This is a genomic window from Campylobacter sp. CNRCH_2015_0814 (assembly GCF_025772765.1).
GTDB lineage: Bacteria > Campylobacterota > Campylobacteria > Campylobacterales > Campylobacteraceae > Campylobacter_D.
The window spans coordinates 49874-68825 of record NZ_JAKMSR010000002.1; the positions used below are offsets into that span (position 1 = coordinate 49874).

At 29.1% G+C, this 18952-nt stretch carries 14 protein-coding genes; 6 read left to right on the forward strand and 8 right to left on the reverse strand.

Going from position 1 to position 18952, the window contains the following annotated elements; genetic code table 11:
* The first annotated feature begins 75 nt into the window (after window positions 1–75).
* Genes L8X24_RS01360 through L8X24_RS01375 form a run of 4 tightly spaced genes read left to right on the forward strand, consistent with a single transcriptional unit; the run spans window position 76 to window position 3422 of the window.
* On the forward strand, window positions 76–1785 hold the full coding sequence (locus L8X24_RS01360) for an acetolactate synthase large subunit (RefSeq protein WP_263663278.1): 1710 nt from the start codon (window positions 76–78) through the stop codon (window positions 1783–1785).
* Window positions 1782–2249 (forward strand): acetolactate synthase small subunit, encoded by a 468-nt coding sequence (gene ilvN, locus L8X24_RS01365; RefSeq protein WP_263662003.1) that lies wholly within the window; start codon window positions 1782–1784, stop codon window positions 2247–2249. Before L8X24_RS01360 ends, ilvN begins: the two co-directional genes overlap by 4 nt.
* Window positions 2246–3205: a UDP-3-O-(3-hydroxymyristoyl)glucosamine N-acyltransferase gene (gene lpxD / locus L8X24_RS01370; protein ID WP_263663279.1), complete on the forward strand. Its 960-nt coding sequence runs from the start codon at window positions 2246–2248 to the stop codon at window positions 3203–3205. Before ilvN ends, lpxD begins: the two co-directional genes overlap by 4 nt.
* Window positions 3198–3422, forward strand: coding sequence for a hypothetical protein (locus L8X24_RS01375; protein ID WP_039618362.1), 225 nt, complete (start codon window positions 3198–3200; stop codon window positions 3420–3422). The genes lpxD and L8X24_RS01375 overlap by 8 nt, the downstream gene beginning before the upstream one ends.
* Before the next feature lies 1 nt (window position 3423).
* Here L8X24_RS01375 and ccsA read toward each other — a convergent pair whose 3' ends face one another.
* From ccsA to ftnA, 6 genes are all read right to left on the reverse strand, one after another.
* The gene (ccsA, locus tag L8X24_RS01380) at window positions 3424–6123 is read right to left on the reverse strand and encodes a cytochrome c biogenesis protein (protein ID WP_263663280.1); all 2700 of its coding nucleotides are present in this window, start codon (window positions 6121–6123) and stop codon (window positions 3424–3426) included.
* A 9-nt stretch (window positions 6124–6132) separates the two neighbouring features.
* Window positions 6133–6732, reverse strand: a complete 600-nt coding sequence (locus L8X24_RS01385; RefSeq protein ID WP_263663281.1) for a SoxW family protein — start codon at window positions 6730–6732, stop codon at window positions 6133–6135.
* A 56-nt stretch (window positions 6733–6788) separates the two neighbouring features.
* Window positions 6789–8807, reverse strand: a complete 2019-nt coding sequence (locus L8X24_RS01390) for a rhodanese-like domain-containing protein (RefSeq protein ID WP_412175321.1) — start codon at window positions 8805–8807, stop codon at window positions 6789–6791.
* Between the two features lie 95 nt (window positions 8808–8902).
* Window positions 8903–10840 (reverse strand): cytochrome c family protein, encoded by a 1938-nt coding sequence (locus L8X24_RS01395; RefSeq protein ID WP_263663283.1) that lies wholly within the window; start codon window positions 10838–10840, stop codon window positions 8903–8905.
* 184 nt (window positions 10841–11024) lie between these two features.
* Entirely contained in the window at window positions 11025–11660 is a 636-nt protein-coding gene (locus L8X24_RS01400; protein ID WP_039668429.1) for a helix-turn-helix transcriptional regulator, read from the reverse strand.
* 106 nt (window positions 11661–11766) lie between these two features.
* Window positions 11767–12261, reverse strand: coding sequence for a non-heme ferritin (gene ftnA, locus L8X24_RS01405; protein ID WP_012661514.1), 495 nt, complete (start codon window positions 12259–12261; stop codon window positions 11767–11769).
* Between the two features lie 106 nt (window positions 12262–12367).
* Here ftnA and L8X24_RS01410 point away from each other — a divergent pair, with 106 nt between their 5' ends.
* Both L8X24_RS01410 and L8X24_RS01415 read left to right on the forward strand, forming a co-directional pair.
* Window positions 12368–14440, forward strand: coding sequence for a KAP family NTPase (locus L8X24_RS01410; protein ID WP_263663284.1), 2073 nt, complete (start codon window positions 12368–12370; stop codon window positions 14438–14440).
* 59 nt (window positions 14441–14499) lie between these two features.
* A complete protein-coding gene (locus L8X24_RS01415; protein WP_263663285.1) occupies window positions 14500–16935 on the forward strand; it encodes a hypothetical protein in 2436 nt (811 codons plus the stop codon).
* On the opposite strand, the gene L8X24_RS01420 is transcribed toward L8X24_RS01415, so the two are convergent.
* Both L8X24_RS01420 and L8X24_RS01425 read right to left on the reverse strand, forming a co-directional pair.
* Window positions 16924–18222, reverse strand: a complete 1299-nt coding sequence (locus L8X24_RS01420) for a sensor histidine kinase (RefSeq protein WP_263663286.1) — start codon at window positions 18220–18222, stop codon at window positions 16924–16926. The genes L8X24_RS01415 and L8X24_RS01420 overlap by 12 nt on opposite strands.
* A complete protein-coding gene (locus tag L8X24_RS01425; protein ID WP_263663287.1) occupies window positions 18216–18875 on the reverse strand; it encodes a response regulator transcription factor in 660 nt (219 codons plus the stop codon). The genes L8X24_RS01420 and L8X24_RS01425 overlap by 7 nt, the downstream gene beginning before the upstream one ends.
* Between the last annotated feature and the right edge of the window lie 77 nt (window positions 18876–18952).

The window sequence follows — 18952 nt, forward strand, 5'->3', positions numbered from 1 at the left end:
GAAACTCTCCTTATAAAATAATATTTATTAAATTATCGTTATAATATTTTCCATTTTAAGCAAAAAGGTAAAATAATGAAAGAGCTAAATGGCTCGCAAATGATTTGTGAAGCATTAAAAGAAGAAAATGTTAAAGTAGTTTTTGGTTATCCTGGTGGCGCGGCTTTAAATATTTATGATGAAATTTATAAGCAAACTCATTTTAAACATATCCTAGTTAGACACGAGCAAGCAGCCTTACATAGTGCTGATGCTTATGCTAGAATGAGTGGTGAGGTTGGTGTGGCAGTAGTTACAAGTGGACCTGGTTTTACTAATACAGTTACAGGTTTAGCTACTGCTTATAGTGACTCTATACCTTTGGTTTTAATTTCAGCTCAAGTTGCAAATTCTTTAATAGGAACCGATGCTTTTCAAGAAATCGATGCTATAGGTATTTCAAGACCTTGCGTAAAACATAATTATTTAGTAAAAAATATTGAAGAATTACCTAAAATTTTAAAAGAAGCTTTTTATATTGCAACCACAGGTAGAAAAGGGCCTGTGCATATTGATATACCTAAAGATGTTACTGCAGCTATAGGTAAATGGCATTATCCTAAAGAAATTTCTATGAAAACTTACAAGCCAACCTATAAAGGAAATATTAAGCAAATTAAAAAATTGGTAAGTTTGATTAAAAATGCTCAAAAACCTTTATTTTACCTAGGTGGAGGTTGTGTAGCTTCTAATGCTAGTGATGAATTAAGAGAATTAATTCATTTTTGTCAAATTCCTGCAGTTGAAACTTTGATGGCTCTAGGGACTTTAAGAAGTGATGATAAGCTTAATTTAAAAATGGCAGGTATGCATGGGAGTTATTGTGCAAATATTGCTTTAAGTGAGTGTGATTTGCTCATTGCTGTGGGTGCTAGGTTTGATGATAGGATTACTGGTAAAACAAGTGAGTTTGCCAAGGGTGCAAAAATCGTTCATATTGATATAGATCCAAGCTCTATTTCTAAAATCATCGAAGCGCATTTTCCTATAGTTGGGGATATTAAGAGTGTTATTTTAGATACCTTAGAAGAATTAAAAAAAGAAAGTTTTGATAATACAAAATACCAAGAATGGTTTAAAACTTTACAAAGATATCAGCAGTTATATCCTTTAATCTATGAAGATAGTGATGAAGTTTTAAAACCTCAATGGGTTATAGAAGAATGCGCTAGATTAGCTCCTGATGCAAGGATAATTACTGATGTAGGGCAACATCAAATGTGGGTAGCACAATTTTATCCTTTTAATTATGCAAGACAACTTGCAACAAGTGGTGGGCAAGGGACTATGGGTTATTCTTTACCAGCTGCACTTGGAGCTAAATTAGCTGTAGATGAAGAAGTGGTGATAAATTTTGTAGGCGATGGTTCTTTTTTAATGAATATACAAGAGCTAATGACAGCAAGTGCTTATGGAATCAAAGTGATTAATATCATTTTAAATAATTCTTTTTTAGGTATGGTAAGACAATGGCAAAGTATGTTTTATAAAGAAAGATTTTCTAATACAGATTTAACAAGCCAGCCTGATTTTGTTACTATTGCTAAAGGTTTTCATTGTGAGGGTTATAATGTTTTTAATAAAGAAGAATTTCAAAAAGCTTTTAAAGCAGCCTTAGAATCTAAAAAAACTTACATTTTAAATGTAGCTATAGATCGTTATGAAGATGTATTACCTATGGTGCCTGCGGGCGGAGCTATTTATAATATGATTTTACCTAGCTATAAAAACAAGGATAAAAAATGAAAAGAAGAGTAATTTCTGTCATTGTGTTAAATGAGCATGGGGTATTATCACGCGTTGTTGGGCTTTTTTCAGGACGCGGTTATAATATAGAATCTCTTACGGTTGCTCCACTTGATGATAAAGAATTCTCAAGGATAAATATCGTTACTTTAGGCGATGAAAAAGTTTTTGAGCAAATCATAAAGCAACTTCATAAACTCATACCTACTTATAAGGTAATTGATTCTAGTGATTTTATAGAAAAAGAAACAGCTTTGGTAAAGATTGCTTTAAATGAAAATTTTGCAGGCTTAGATGCTATATTAAAAGCTTATAATGGCAGTGTAACTTATAGTGATGGTGAGTTTATTATAGTAATGGCAAGTGATGATGCAAAAAATATTGATAACTTTTTAAAAACTATGAAAAAGTATAATCCTATTAGTGTAGTTAGAAGTGGTTCTATTTTAATGGAGGTAAAATGAAAATTAGTGAAATTGCTAAATTTTTAGGTATAGAATATTGCGGAGAAGATATAGAAATTACAGCTTTAAATTCATTAAATAATGCAAGTTTTACTGAACTTAGTTATTGTGATGGAGAAAAAAACTCTAAAAAAATCGCAAGTAGTGGAGCTGGGGCTATATTAATCTCAAAAGAATTTGAAAATTTAGTTTCAAAAGATTGCATTAAGTTAGTCGTTGATAATCCACATTTATCTTTTGCACTTTTAAGTAAGCTTTTTGCTAAACCTTTAATCTCTAGTGAAAAAAAACAATCTAATATTGCCAAAAGTGCTAAGATTATGCCAAATGTTTATATAGGCGAAAATGTCCAAATAGCTGATCATGTAGTGATAATGGCAGGTGCTTATATAGGCGATAATGTAAGTATAGGTGAATATACTATAATCCATCCAAATGTTGTGATTTATAATGACACTAAAATAGGTAAAAAATGCCATTTGCTGGCAAATTGTGTTATAGGTAGTGATGGTTTTGGTTATGCGCATACAAAAAATGGCGAGCATTATAAGATTTATCATAATGGAAATGTTATTTTAGAAGATTTTGTAGAAGTTGGAGCTTGTACGACTATTGATAGAGCAGTTTTTGAAAGTACTATCATAAAGCAAGGTACAAAGATTGATAACCTCGTTCAAGTAGGACATAATTGTGAAATAGGGGAGAATTGTCTTATAGTAGCTCAAAGTGGAATTTCAGGCTCAAGTATTTTAGGTAAAAATGTTACTATGGGTGGACAAAGTGCTACAAGCGGGCATTTAGAAATAGGAGATTTTGCTACCATAGCCGCAAGAGGCGGGGTCACTAAAAATTTAGAAGGTGCTAGGGTTTATGGTGGTTTTCCTATCATGCTTCAAAAAGATTGGCTAAAATTTCAAGCAAAAATTATCACAGCTTTTAGGGATAAACATGAGTAAAAAAGTATTTAAAACTATAGAATTACATGGTAGTAAAAGTGGAGAAATAAGCCTTTGTAATCTTTCTAATCCTTATGGTATAGGAAGCAATGATGTCTTAAGTATAGGTGTGGCTTTAAAAAAGGAAAATGGAATAGATTGGAAAGTTCATATTCCTTATGAAAATTTAAAAGATCTTATCCTAGCACTTCAAGAAATAGAAAAAAGCAAAGCCTAGTTTAGAAACTAGGCGTATTTAAATCCCGTTTTCTTCCTGCGCTAATAATTAAAACAAAATTAAGCACAATCAAAACATATATAAAAGTTGGTATAGGGAAGGCGTCGCCATTTGCATAAGAATGAAGCCCAGAAAGGTAAAAATTTACTCCAAAATAAGTCATTAATATACTATAAAAGGCTAAAACACTAGCACTTGCAAAAACAAAAATAAAATAAGTTTTGAAAATAAATCTTAAATGTAATACCATGGTATAAACTACAATAGAAATCAAAGCCCAAGTTTCTTTTGGATCCCAACCCCAATATCTTCCCCAGCTTTCATTAGCCCAAACTCCGCCTAAAAAATTTCCTATTGTAAGCATTGCAAGCCCTATTATCATGGACATTTCATTAACGCAGTGTAGTTTAGTGATATTTAAATCTATATTTTTATTTTTACCCCTTAAAGCAAAAAGAATTAAACTCAAAATCCCTATAATAAAACAAAGTGCTAAAAATCCATAACTTGCTGTTATAATCGATACATGAATATTAAGCCAATATGATTTTAAAACAGGTATTAGATTTCCAATTTGAGGATCCATAAAGCCAAGATGAGCTACAAAAAGTGAAATACCTGCTAAAAAGCTCGCACTACATAAAGCCAAAAGTGATTTTTTAAAAAATATCACAGCACTTATCACACAAGCAAAAGCTATGTAAATCATGCTTTCATAAGCATTACTCCAAGGAGCGTGCCCACCTACATACCAACGAATGATTAAAGCTAGTGCATGTATGATTACACACATGCTTAAAATGATGTAAAAAAATCTATATACAAAGACAGATAAAGAAATATTTTTTAATATAGTATAAAAACTTAAAAAGAAAAACACTAATGCAAAGCTAATATAAACAAAAGTTAGATTATCAAAGATATTATAATGATTAAGCAGTATTTCAAGATCTAATCTTTCTTTTGACGGTAAAACACTGCTTCCATAATGATTTTGAAAGTCTTTTAAGGATTGTAAAATTTCATTTGCATCTTGCCATTGATTATTTTCAACACCATTACGAACTTGTAAAAAATAGCTAACTAAAAGCATTTGTAAACGCTCTACATCTTCTTTCGCAAAAGGTAAAATTTGCACCGGAGAATACCACTTTAAACTTTGCTCATTAATATCAGGAAAAATAGTTAAAGCTTGACCACTATAAATATAATATGCATGATTTATTTTTTCATCTAAGGCTAGCAAATCTTTATCAAAGCTAGTTCTTAGCGAGGGCTTTTTGCGGTTAGCTTCCTCAACATAATTACTAAGTTTATATACTCCATTATCAAACACATCATCAAATGCTATATATTTTTCATTTATATCTGCGCCTATTAATTCTCTTAGCTTGCTTGTTTTTGTAGCTATCATTTTGATTTTTCTAAATTCTTTAGGATAAATCATCATTGCTAGAAAAATTTGATCATAGTGAAGATTTAAAAATTTTTCTTTTTGAGTGATTTTATAAACAAATTCCATTGCCAAAGTATCTAAAGGTTTGATTCTACCATTATGATCTTGCACAAGTAATCTTGCAAAATTTAAAGAATGTTCATAGGAATTTTTTTGCAAATTTGAGATTAAATTTAAAATTTCATTTTTATTTTCTTGTGCAAAAAGCGGGGTTTGTAAATTTGCAAAAAGCAAAATAAACAATACAAAACTTTGGCCTTTTTTTAAATAAATGCTTAAACGATGAAATCTTGAGTTTTTGTCAAATAAAACCCATAAAAATCCTAAAATCAATAAAGTATAACCTATATAAGTAGGAATTTTACCAGGATCTTTATTGACTGAAAGTATAGTGCCTTGCTCATCTTGATCATAAGAGCTTTGAAAAAATCTATATCCACCATAATCAAGAACATTATTCATAAAAATATCATAATCTAAGTTAATATTATTTTGCTCATCTATAATTTGAATTTTTGAAGTATAAGAAGATGGACTCATAGAGCCTAAATAACGCTCAAGTATAAAATCTTTTAAGTGTAACGCAAAAGGAAGTTTGATTTCTTTGGGCCCCCAATTGATAGTAAAATTTTTTCCCTGCAAGTTAAAATGCACTGCTTGTTTATTTGTAAAATTTGGATTTAAGATTATTTGTGTATTTGCTTTTTGATAATTAATGTTTAATTTTAAGCTAGCAGGTGTAATAGAATCTTTTTGCGGAGTGTATTTGATGGAGCTTATGATTAATTTTTCGCCATTTAAGTCAATAGTTTTTTCAAAATGCTTTTGAGTTAGTGGGGTAAAGCTAATAGGAAATTCAAAACTAGCATTAGTATCAAAATCAGTAATTTTTATAAATTCTTCTCTAGTAACTATGGTGTTAGAGCTTTCATTTTCTCTTATATGCATTCCTCCTTCTAAGCCAAAATATCTAGTAAGTCCAGCACCGATTAAAATCACTATAAAAGATAAATGCAAAAGCAAGATAGAGTATTTTTTCTTTTGAAAAAGCTTGTTATAAAATATCACTCCGATTAAATTTAAACCTAGTAATAAATGCAACATATCAAACCAAGCATTATTATAAATCAAAGCTTTAGCTGCGCTAATACCAAAATCATTTTCTATAAAGGTCGCCACAGCACAAGCTATGGCGTATATGCTCATTAGTAAAAAACTCATCGCAAAAGAAAAAAAATACTGCATTTTTAACCTTTAAATATTATTTTCTTTATAAAAATGTATAAGTTTTTGCGCTATGGCTGCTTCATCTAAATTTTGATTTTCTTTTTGGTTTAAAAACTCCATTGTAGCGCTTAATCTTTTTGCGCTAATAAAACCAGGGTAATTTAACAAAGTTTGGCTGTTTTTGTTTAAAATTACAATAGTAGGGGTGGCCACTATATCATAAATACTAGAAAGTTCAGCTGTGCTTAAGTCACTTTTATGGTTTTTATAAAATGTATGAATTTTTTTATAGCTTATATTTATATAATATGAGCTGTATTTGTCTTTTATAAGTTCTTGTATTTTTTTATCATTTTTAATTTCTTCTTTTAATTTATCACAATATAAGCAGTGATTTGCGCTAAAAATGATTAAAATATTTTTATCATCACTTTTTATATTTGTATTATCTTTAAATAAATGAGCTATTTCTTCATAAGATTTTTTATCTAAATCATTTGCTTTTTGCAAATTTTCTTTAGAAAATTGTGTGCCATTTGAGATTAAATTAGAATCAAGTTTTTCTTCATTAGAACATGCTATAAAAAAAATACTTAAAAAACTAAGTGTGAGTATTGTTTTAAACATTTAAAATCCTTGAAAAAGTTAGGAAAAGTCCTTATTCGCTATTATAGCGAATAAGGTTATAAGATAGTGTTAAAGAAAGTATAAAGCATTAAAAATAAAAACACCAAACCAGTGATTAGCATTGCAAATCCTGCAAGTTTAGCTAGCCATTGATATGCTTTGAAATTACTTTTATTTTCATATAAAGTGTTTAATTTTCCACTTTCTTTTAAGCGTTTATACCATACGCTTCTTTCTTGTTTAATCTCTTCTTCACTAACATTTCCTGAGAAAATCACCATATCCATAGGGAAGCGATCTGCTCTAAAATGTGTATTAAAGAAGTGAATTGCAAAAATAAATCCTGTAGCAAGTAAAGCTTCATCAGAGTGAAGTAGGGTTGCTAAGTTGATTGCTTCACCTGGTAAAAATTTACCAAAGAAAGCAGGAAACCATAAAATAAACCCTGAAATACCAATGATAAACATACCCCAAAATACTGCTAGATAATCAAATTTTTCCCAATAAGTCCAGCGGTCAAATTGTGGTCTTGGCCCAAAACCAAAGAACCATTTAAAATGATCTTTCATATCTTTAAAATCTTGCCAATTTGGCATTAAAGAATCAGGCCCAAAAGTAGCTTTTAAAACTTTCATAAAGCTTATTTTACCAGTGATTGGATCCCTTGCTACATCACGGCGTTTCCAATTTACAATGATGATTTCTCCAATGTGAGAGAAAAATACTGCAAACATTACTATGGCTGAAATATGATGTATGGTTGCTGCATTAATGATATCTCCACCCATTAAATCAATCATAGGTTTAGCCCACGCTGAATCATAGAATTTTTGCGGTAAGCCTGAGAATGCAAGACCCAAAAAGCTAGCTGCCATAAAGAAATGCTGAATTCTATGGAAAGTGCTAAATCTTCTTACTCTTACTTTATCTTCATGTGCTGCTTTTCTTGCTTCTTTCCATTCTTTAGGATATTTTATACGCATAGCAATTAAACGCAAGCACCAAAGTATAGTATGAGCTCCAAAGAAAACAAACACAGAAATCACTAAAATAGTCATAAATATATAAGCACCATGTAATCCAGGATATTTTTCGCCATCGCTATGATCAGCATGTGCCATCCAATTTGCGAAATTTTCATTTGCATTTGGGTGACATGATTTGCAAGTTTGAACACGGTTAATTGGCGAGAGAGTTGAGCTTCTTTCGCTTGATTTTAAAATATTGTGTTTACCATGACAATCAGAACAAGTAGCAACACTTGGAGTTTCACCTGGAGTGCTTAAAAACATACCTTTACCATGGAAAGTCATATAAAAAGTCGTGCTTTTTTGTTTATGGCATTGCGCGCATTTTTGATCGACTAATTGTTTTTGTGAATAAATTCCTGAATGTTTTGGGGTAATATGAATAGAGTGACAAGTCGCACAAGATGGTTTTTCTTTTTTCTTTTGCATATCTTGAGCAGGTAAGAATTTTTCTACTCCATGAGCGCTTTTTGCCAAAGCATTACTTGCTTTTTCATGGCAAGTTGCGCATTTTTGATTGATTAAGTTTTTACTTGCTGCAATATCAGCTCTAATGCCTTTACCTTTTTGAGCATGACAATCACGACAAGATGGGGTATTGCTAAATTTAAATCTTGAGTGGATAGTATCTTTAAATTCGATAATTTCTTTAGCTTTTTCCCATTTAACTGTGTCTATTTTTTCAACTTTTCTACCTGAAGTTATCCATGATTCAATGCCATCAAGCATTACAACAGAGTTTTTATAGCCAAGTTCTATAGCAACTGCGGCAGCTTGAGAAGCTTCAAATCTAAAACGATTTAAACCATAAAATACTAAATTTGCATTTTTATCATTAGGTAATAAATTTTGCCAATTTTCCACATAGGTTGATATGGAATTAGGTATATAGCCATTAGCTTGTCTATCTTGCTCTGAATTGACATCAAAAAAATAAGTATTGTTTTGATCTAGCATTTCTTGAGCTTGCGCTAAGCTAATGCTTTTTACACCTTCTATTGAGCCTATTTCTCCATTAGCCTCAGCAAAAATAAATCCTGATGGCATAAAAAGAGTAAAAAGGACAATAAAAAGTCGAGTGATTAAATTTTTCAAGACTAGCTCCTTATTTTAAGGAAGAATTTTTCATTCTTCCTTTGTTTTTATTTACCATTTAGGATATTTTGTGCTTCTTGGATATAAATTAAAGCTTCTTCTATGATTTTCTTAGAATAAGCAGGTCCATGAACACCCCAAGAACCATCTTTTTCTAGTCTATCAGCTATGGCTTGAGCTTGATTTGTTAGGCTTAGTATTTTTGATTTTTGCTCTACTGAAAGTTTGGTTTTTTCAGCAAAAGTTTTATCAATATTTGCTATGCCTTTTCTAATTTTCTCATAACCTTCTTTAACAGGGTTTTGCCACTGCATTACTTTATCATAAATCATTTCTTGATTGCTAAAGTGAAGTTTTTCAGGTAAGGTTGATTGCACAGGACTATGACAACCACTTGCACCAGGACCCATTAGATTAATATCACTAAAACTAGTTCTACCACAACTCCACATTAAATCAAGGAAAAATCTACCCTCATCATCTCTAGCTATAGTCCAACCACCAACTTTAGGTGATCTTTCTTTACCTTCTGGTGGGTTAAGTGTTTTTGCGGTTTTATCTACTTTGATATTCCAAATATGTGAAGCTCTAACATTATCAAACCCACCTTTATCAGGGTTTTGAACCGCTCCAAAGTTTTCACAACTCATCATATTTGGCATGTGACAAGCTGTACAGCTATCTTTTGCGTGAATTCCGCCTTTTTTGAAAAAGCTTGCTTGGGTTTCATGACAATCTTTGCAAGTTTTTTTAAGTTTTGTCTTAGTATAACCACTTTTCCAATCATTAAAAGTTACTTCATGTGGATCATGACAAGTATTACATCTCATACCCTTATCATAGTGTGCTGAAGAATACATTTGAGCACCTTCTGTTCCACACGCAGGACAACTTGATTTAAAATACGCATTGAAAGGTTTTCTAGGATTGATTTTAGCATCGGTTTCATTATATGAAAATCTTTGATGACATCTTTCACAATTTGATGGCATACCCGCACCTCTTGCTCCATAAAGATGCGCTCCAGCCCCGTGGCATTCTTCGCAAGTAATACCTTTTGAGATGGTATGTTTTTGAAGTTCTTTTGGATTACCTAGTGCTTTGTAAAATTCTTCCTTACTCTTAAAATCAAATTTAAAAGTATGACAGGTTTCACAATATGCAGTAGCAGGTTGGAAAACTGCTTTTTCTTTATAAGTTGCAGCATAAGAGTTTGTTCCCCATACTTGAGAGCCATTTCCTCCAAAATCTTCCATTTTAGTAGGAAAACCAGGTGCAAAAGCAGCTATTTTTTGTGCCATTTCAGGAGTTAAAAACTCACTCCAAAGTCTTGAGAATTGATTACCTCCGGCGGTTAATTTACCACTTAAATCACTCAAATTTCCATCTTCAACATGGTAGGTTCCACGCACAAGCCATCTATCTATAAAACCATATTTTGTTCTTGGTGTTCCAATGAGAGCATAAACATCATTTGGATAAATTCCATCAGGTAAAATAGTAGCTTGAGAGTTATACATAGGTTTTTTTAAACCTTCAGCTCCGCCAACTTCTTCCATTTCATGCGGGAAACGCACGGTTTTTGCATGACGAGAACGCTCCCAAGAGGCATATTGTGCAGGGTGACATTCACCGCATTTTTTTGGACCTACAAATTTGTTTGGAAAATCCAAAAAAGACTCATAAGGCAAACGATAAGTAATAGAAGCTTGTTTTAAATCATGCTCAGCAGCAAATTTAGCTCCATTTTGATTTAAAACCCAGTTTTCAGTTCTATCACTATGGGTAAATTTACCCACCAAACGCCCTTCTTTTTCATATTTAAAAATAGGGTGATGTTTGTAAAGATAGTCAAAAAATGCATCTTCTTGAGTTACATATCCATCAAGGGTTCTAGGCTCTGAAGAAGCAAAAGCTTGCGAACTCAAACTTATACCTAAAGCTAAACAGGCATAGGTAGCAACCTTAGCTAATTTGTGTTTCATAACTTCCCTTTCATGTAGTTTGTTAAAAGATAAAAATACTCTTATTTATTATCTATTAACTATTAAAGTATAATTGTGACTATTTTTTAATAAAAATTAACTTAAAAATATACTTATATTTATTTTTTGTTAATTTAAATAATAAAAATTATCATATAGAAAAAAAGAAGTTATTTGCTAAATACTAAATTCTACTTATAGTCCCTACTACCTTACCCACGATTAAAAAATCGCCATTTTGATAATGCACATCTGCATAACTTAGATTAAAAGAGTGTAAATAAACTCCGCCTTTATTGCTTTTAAAAATTTGTTTGATGAATAAACCATCTCGAGTATTTACCGCAAAAACTCCGCCTTCTTTAAAGCTTTTGCTTTTATCTACTAAGCACAAAGAATCATCTTTGATTTCAGGCTCCATGCTATCGCCTATACATGGGATGATATCGCAATCTTTTGAGCCAAAAAAATCACTGAGTTTTTCATCTATAATCACTTCTGAAAAACTCACATTATCATTTAAAGCTCCACCCCCCATAGAAGCATTAACATCATAATATTTTAAGACATTATAGTTTAGATCAAGTGTTGGAGTATTGCTCTCAAGGGAATCTTCATAAAAAAATGCATTGATGTTGATATTTCTTTCATTTAAAAAATGAAGTATTTGCTTATAAGGTATGGAATTTCTAAATTTCATACTATAAAAGGTATCTGGATTAATATTTAGCATTTTAGCCACATCAGAATCTTTGGCATTTTTTATGCCTTCTTTTTGGAGTATAAATTTAAGTTTATCAGTAATTTCATTCATTTGCATAAAAATCCTTTTAAATAAAAAGTATTTTAGCAAATTTACTTTTATTTTGCAAGAATTCTTTTAAATTAAAAGATATTTAGCTTCCAAATTCATGGAAGCTAAAAAATTATTTATTGATTAAGCTTTTGATGTATTGATCTACCATGTATAAGCCATTGCCATTATCGCTTATGAGTTTGATTTTATCTACTATACCTCTAAAAAGCGCTTCTTCTTCGTGCTGTTCGCTTACGTACCATTGCAAGAAATTAAAAGTAGAATAATCTTTACTTGAAAGCATAAAATCTACAAGATTATTAATAGAAGCAGTGATACTTTGCTCATGCTCAAAAGTTTTTTCAAATACATCAAGCAATGATTTAAAATCACTATCAGGCTTTTTAACTTCTTTTAACTCTACTTTAGAATCAGTTTCATTTAAATAAGTGATGAGTTTTCTAGCATGATCACTTTCTTCTCTTGCATGCTCAAATAAAAACGCCCCAGCACCATCAAAACTATGCTCATAGCACCATGAACTCATACTCAAATACAAATTTGCTGCATACATTTCTTTATTGATTTGCTCGTTTAATAAAGCTACTACTTCTTTTGAAAGCATTTTCTCTCCTTTTTTTAATAATGATTTTATAATGATATATTTTAAAGTTTAATTTATACTAAATTTATATTTTATGTATAATTACGCTAAAAAATAAAGAGTAAAAATGAAAAATAAAACTTTTAAAGTTGATAAAGCTATAACAAGCAAAAATGAAGACTTGTTTGATAGAAAAAAAATCGCCATGGCATTAGCAAGAACTATAAAATATTATAAAGATGAGGATAGTATTTCTATAGGTATTATAGGGGATTGGGGTAGTGGAAAAACTTCTTTTATAAATATGGTTTTAGAAGATTTTAAAGATGATGAAAATTTCATTATAATAAATTTCAATCCTTGGAATATCTCTACTAGAAAACAACTTATTGGTGATTTTTTCACAAAACTCGCTAAAGAAATTCGTAAAGCACCATTTCCAAAAATTAAAATTAAAAATTTAAAAAAAATATGCTCTCATGCAAAAAACAAATTTTTTTCTAAAGTACCTCAAAAATTAGAAGACTTAGCATTATTGTTTAAAATGTCATCTTATGTGATTGCAGATCCGGTTACTTCAGTGGCAATGTCTAAAACTTCAAATGCTATCAGTGATTTTAATAAATTATTAAGTGCGGAGAAAAAAGGTTTAGATGAAATTAAAAATAAAATCAACACTGCTTTATCAAATATAGACACAAAGATCATTATAGTTATAGATGATCTTGATAGATTAGCCGATACAGATATACGAGAAATTTTTCAACTTGTTAGATCTATAGCAGATTTTAAAAACACCATGTATATTCTTGCTTATGATAATGAAGTAGTCACTACAGCCTTAGACAAAATCCAAAAAGATAAAGGCAAAAGATATATAGAAAAAATAGTGCAAGTTCCTATAGTGCTACCTAAATTAAATAAAGCTAATTTAACAGCGATTTTTATGCAAAAAATCGAACAATTTAACTTTACTTATGAAAAAATCGATAAGAATGAATTTATAGAGAACTTAAATACAAATCATTTTGCAGGTGCTTTTGAAAATATAAGAGATATCAATAGATACTTAAATGTTTTAAAATTTGAAATGAGTGCTATAAAACAAGAGTTATATTTGTATGATTTTGCTGTGATTACTTTGTTTAAAGTTTTTGAACCAAAATTTTATGAGTTTATTTATAATCATTTTGAAATTTTTGCTGGAACTGCTTTAGCTAGTTATGAGATTGATAGAGAAGAGCAAGAATCAATATATACTAAAATGATTGATGAGCAAATAGAAAGTTTAAATAAACTAAATAAAAAAGTGATCAAAAAATTGTTGATTTCTATTTTTCCTAAAATATATGATTTACATAATAGAGATTTTTCTGACTTAAAAGATAGAAGAAAATATAAGCATAAACATAGGATAGCTTCTTTAGAATATTTTCAAGATTATTTTGTGTTAAATTTTGCAGAAAATGTTATCAAAAAAGAAACTATAGATAAAATTATAAAGGCAAATTCACACCAAGGGTATGATGATATTTTTAATGAGTATGATTTAAAAGAACTTGAAAAATTTAAACAATTAGCTTTTAAAATGAGTGTTTATGCTAAAGACTTTAAAAGTAGTGAATTTATTTATTATCTTTGGAGTATTTTTGATGAAATTTATGGAGAAGCTCAGTTTTTTTACTTTGAAAAATGCAAAAGTTTCTTTGAGTTTTTTTCAAAATTTGCAGGTAAAGAAAATATAAATAGCAAAGAATTACTTAATGAAAAATATCCACTAGATGCAAGAATGCTATTTATATATAGTTACAATTTTTCTATGAAACAAAAAGAGTATTTTTGTGAAAAAGAATTAAAAATATTATTAGAAAAGTTACTTCAAGAAGACAATAAAAAAGTAAAAGAGAAAATAAAAGCACATATTTACGCCCTTAAAATAAATAACTTTCATTACCTAAAAAACACTTTTAAAATTTTTGCACAAAATTCAAAAATATTTTTCTTGATTTTAGAAATTTTTATAGAAAAAGATGAAAATAATCAAAAATATATAAATCAGAATTTATGGCTTTGTGCTAATTATAAGGAGCTAAAAACCATGATTGAAGAAACTTTTAAAAATCCTAGTGATGAGCAAAAAGAAATAGTTGATTTTTATAAAGACAAGTTAAGTCATTATAAATCATTAATTCAAAAATAATTGAAAAATAATTTTATTTTGCTTAAAATTGTAAGTTTATTTATTATCAAAGGTTAAAAATGCAAGAATGGTTAAAAGTAGATGAAGAAACTTTAAAAAACAAAGTGCGTGAAGCGTATTTTTCAAAATTTTCTGTAGTTGGTTCTAGTATTGATTTTATTGTCACGCAAAAGCATAAAGACTTGGGCGAGATTAATTTATTTTGGGCTGAAGCTAAGCAAGGCATAAGTGATATTAAAAAATCATTTGTTCAACTCATTATGACTATAAAAAATGGAAGTTTTCATACCATGCAAACACCTGCTTTAATAGGCGCATTTGATGCTGAAAAAATCGCATTTTTACCTTATTATAAAATTCAAGAAATTTTTTATCAAAATGATAGGGTTTGGGGTGTAGCAGCTAGCAAACACACAAGTGAGCAGTTTTTAAAACTTTTAAAAGAATTAGATGAAATTTTAAACGAAGCTTTGATTTTTTACTATGAGAAAAATGATGAAGAATTAAAAAATTTCATAAAAGAAAATTTAACAAACGAAAACATAAGCAAATTTAAAATCGACAAAAACAACTTTGTAAGCATATATCACAAATGGAGCAAAAGCGTAAAAGAAAGCATAAGTATAGATTGGGATTTAGCAAAGAAAAACGGCATTATCGATGCGGACTTTTACCTAGCTGATTTACTCTCAAACGAAAATCAAACCATAGTAGAAAAGCTTTTTGCTATTTTAAATAAAGATCATTATGAATTTAATGCCAAAAAGACAGATCTAGGCTCTATCGCTACAGAAAAAACGGGCTTTAAAGATAATCAAAAAGCACATAAAGATTTTTGGGCTATTTATGAGCGTCCGCCTTTGGAGGAATTTTGGGATTATATGATAGAGCGTAGGGATTTGCTTGTAGATCAAGACATTAGAGAAAGAAAGGGGGCGTTTTTTACTCCAAGAATTTGGGTAGATAAGGCTTGTGAGTATTTATCAAAGGCTTTAGGTAAAGACTATGAAGAGAAATACTATATATGGGACTGTGCTGGTGGGACAGGAAATTTACTAGCAAATTTCACAAATGCAAAAAATGTTTTTTGCTCTACCATAGATAAAGCAGATGTTGATGTGATACATGAGCGTATAAAAAATGGTGCAAATTTATTTGAAAATCATGTTTTTCAATTTGACTTTTTAAATGATGAATTTTTTGATAAAGTAGATGATAAAGGCAATGTTATTTATAAATCAAAACTACCTTCAAATTTACAAGAAATTTTAAAAGATGAAAACAAACGCAAAAAACTTATCATTTTTATAAACCCGCCTTATGCAGAAGCAGGAAATTCAAAAACTGCTACAAAAACAGGTATTCACAAGGCAAAAGTAGCAAGAGAAAATAGAATTTGTGAAAAATACAAAAATATCTTAGGTAAAGCTAATAACGAACTTTTTACACAATTTTATATAAGAATATATTGTGAGATCGATGGAGCTATGCTAGCTACTTTTTCTACTTTAAAATATGTAAATAGTTCTAATTTTGATGATTTTAGAGAAACTTTTAAGGCTAAATTTTTAAAAGGCTTCATAACACCTTCTTATACTTTTGATAATGTAAATGGAAAATTTCCTATAGGATTTTTAATATGGGATATGAGTCAAAAAGATGAGCTTAAAAAGGTAAGGCTTGATGTGTTTAATGAAAATGGAAATTTTTTAGGTAAGAAAAATTTTTATAACGATAAAAAAGAAAGTATAAATAAATGGCTTAGAAAATTTAATATTAAAGATAATGGAATAGGTGTATTGATGTCCGATGCACCTGATTTTCAACAAAATAACCATGTTGCAATTTTAAATCAGAAAGGGACAGCGCATTTAATTTTTCAAAATATAAATCAAAAAAACCTTATTGATACCGCAGTTTATTTTTCAGTACGCCATGCTATAAAAGCTACTTGGCTAAATAATAGAGATCAGTTTTTATACCCAAACAAAGCATATCAAAACGACAAAGAATTTCAAAGTGATTGTCTTGCTTTTATGCTTTTTCATGGGCAAAATTATATAAGCACAAAAGAAGGTGTAAATCACTTCATACCTTTTAGCGAGAAAGAATTAGGCATTACTCAAGAAGCATTTAAGAGTGATTTTATGTATAAATTTATAAATGGCAAGATAAAAAATGAAGATGTTTTATTTGATGATACATTAGATAAGGTGGAATTTTCTAATGAAGCAAAAGAGCTTTTAAAAGCAGGCAAAGAACTTTTTAAGTATTATCACACACATAAAGAAAAGGCGGGATATTTAGTAAATGCTTCTTTGTATGATATAAAAGAATTTTTTCAAGGTAGAGATGAAAAAGGAAAGATGAATATGCCTAGCAAAGCAAAAGATGAGCATTATAAAATTTTACTTAGTGATTTGAATTTAGCTTTAGATGTTTTAGCTAAAAAAATCGAGCCAAAAATTTATGAATATGGTTTTTTAAGAGAGTGATTGGCTAATACTAAAAGAAAATATGCTACCTTTTTGTGGGTTAGATTGAATTTTTAAAGAACTTTTGTGTAAAGTGAGTATTTTTTTAACTAAAAACAATCCTAGTCCAAAGGAGTTGTTTTGTGTTGAGTTTGCTTTGTAGAATTTTTTTGTTATAAATTTAAGATGTTTTTCTTCTATGCCTATACCTTGATCTATGATAGTAAAATTTTGATTTTTTATGATGATTAGCACCTCTTTTTTGCTGTATTTTAGGGCATTATCTATTAGATTAATGATAACTTGTTCTATGAGAAATTTATCCGCTTTGATAAAGCTTGTTCGGCCTTGAATTTTCAACCTATCATCTCTAAAACTTTCTAATAAATTTTTACTTAAAGCATATAGGTCGAATTTTTCTAAATTTAAAGAATCAAAATTAAGATTAAAAACAAAATTGAGTTTGTGTGTTAGTTGGTTGATTTTTACGCTTTGTTTGTGAATTTTTTCAAGTAAAAATAATTTCATATTTTCATCATTAGCTTCTTTTAAAGATTGCAAGCTCAAATCTATAACGCTTATAGGGTTTTTAAGCTCATGTGATATAGCGCTGATTACATTGCTTAGTTGGGTGTTTTTGGTTTGAATTTTCTTTGCTTGTTTTTTGTTTTTTAATTCTTGCTTGATGAGTAATTTTTTAATTTTCAATAAGCGTAAATTTAAATTTTTTAATTCATAAACGAAATTATATTTTAAAATGAAATTAGTATTTGATTTGATACTTTTAACAAACAATAATAATTCTTGAAAATAATTTTTGAAAAAATTAAATACAACAAAATAAAACACAACAAGTATAAGTAAAAAGAAAGAAAAAATAATAATATTTTTAATCCAAAAATTTTGCACCAAAGAGTGTATTTTAGGATATACAATGATGATGTATTGATAGTTTTTATAAGTATAAGCTTTAAAATAAATTTCTTTTTTCTTATAAAAATCATGAGTAAAATTAGATTCAAAGTGATTTAGAAAATAAGAATAATCTTTTAATGATGAAAAAATATCATCATTTTGTTTAATGATAAAATCTGCTCTAGTATTTTGAGCAAATTGCTTGATGTTATTGGAATTTAGTGTATCTAATAACTGAAATTGTAAAACATCATTGAGTGTTTTTAGTTTTTGCTCATAAGTATTTTTTACCGTAGTATTGATATAGCTTTCATTGAAAAAATAAAACAATATAAAAAAAGCAATACAAAAAAATCCAAGTGTAAAAAGGAAAAATGTTTTTATTTTTAACACAATTTATAGCCCACCGAGCGCACTGAAATGATATTTTCCTTAATTTGTGGAATTTTTTGTTTTAATCTTAAAATAGCTGTATTGATTGTCTTATCGCTTGTCGTGTCATTTTTCCATACTTGCTCACTTAAAAATTGACGACTTAGAAGTTGATTTTTGTGATTAAAAAAACACTTGAGTAATTCCACATCTAGGGTTGATAAATTTTCAAATGTATTTGTTTTATAGGTTAGTTTTCTGTCTTCTATATATAAGGTAAAATCTTGATAAGAAATTTGTTCTTTTGGAGTTTTATTTCTTTTAGTTACGGCTTTGATTCTAAATAAAAGTTCATTAAAATCAAAAGGTTTACATATATAATCATCGCAGCCTTGCTCAAAACCTTCTAAAATATCTTTTTGTAAAGTCTTTGCACTAAGAAAAATCACAGGCTCTATATAACCTTTTTTTCTTAATTGTTTTATCATCTCAACACTATCACCACTTGGTAAATTTCTATCCATGATGATTAAGTCTATTTCATTTGTATCTAGAAAATCTTCTAAGTCAAAAAAATCAAAATAACTATAAATTTTTATATTTTCTTGACTAAGTCTTAAACTAATTAACTCATTTAAATCTTTATCATCTTCTATCAAAATAACATTTAGCATATAAAATTATATCAAAAAATACATGTATCCAAAATGTTTCCAAGTTTTTTTAAATTTTCATTACTTTTTAACTAAGG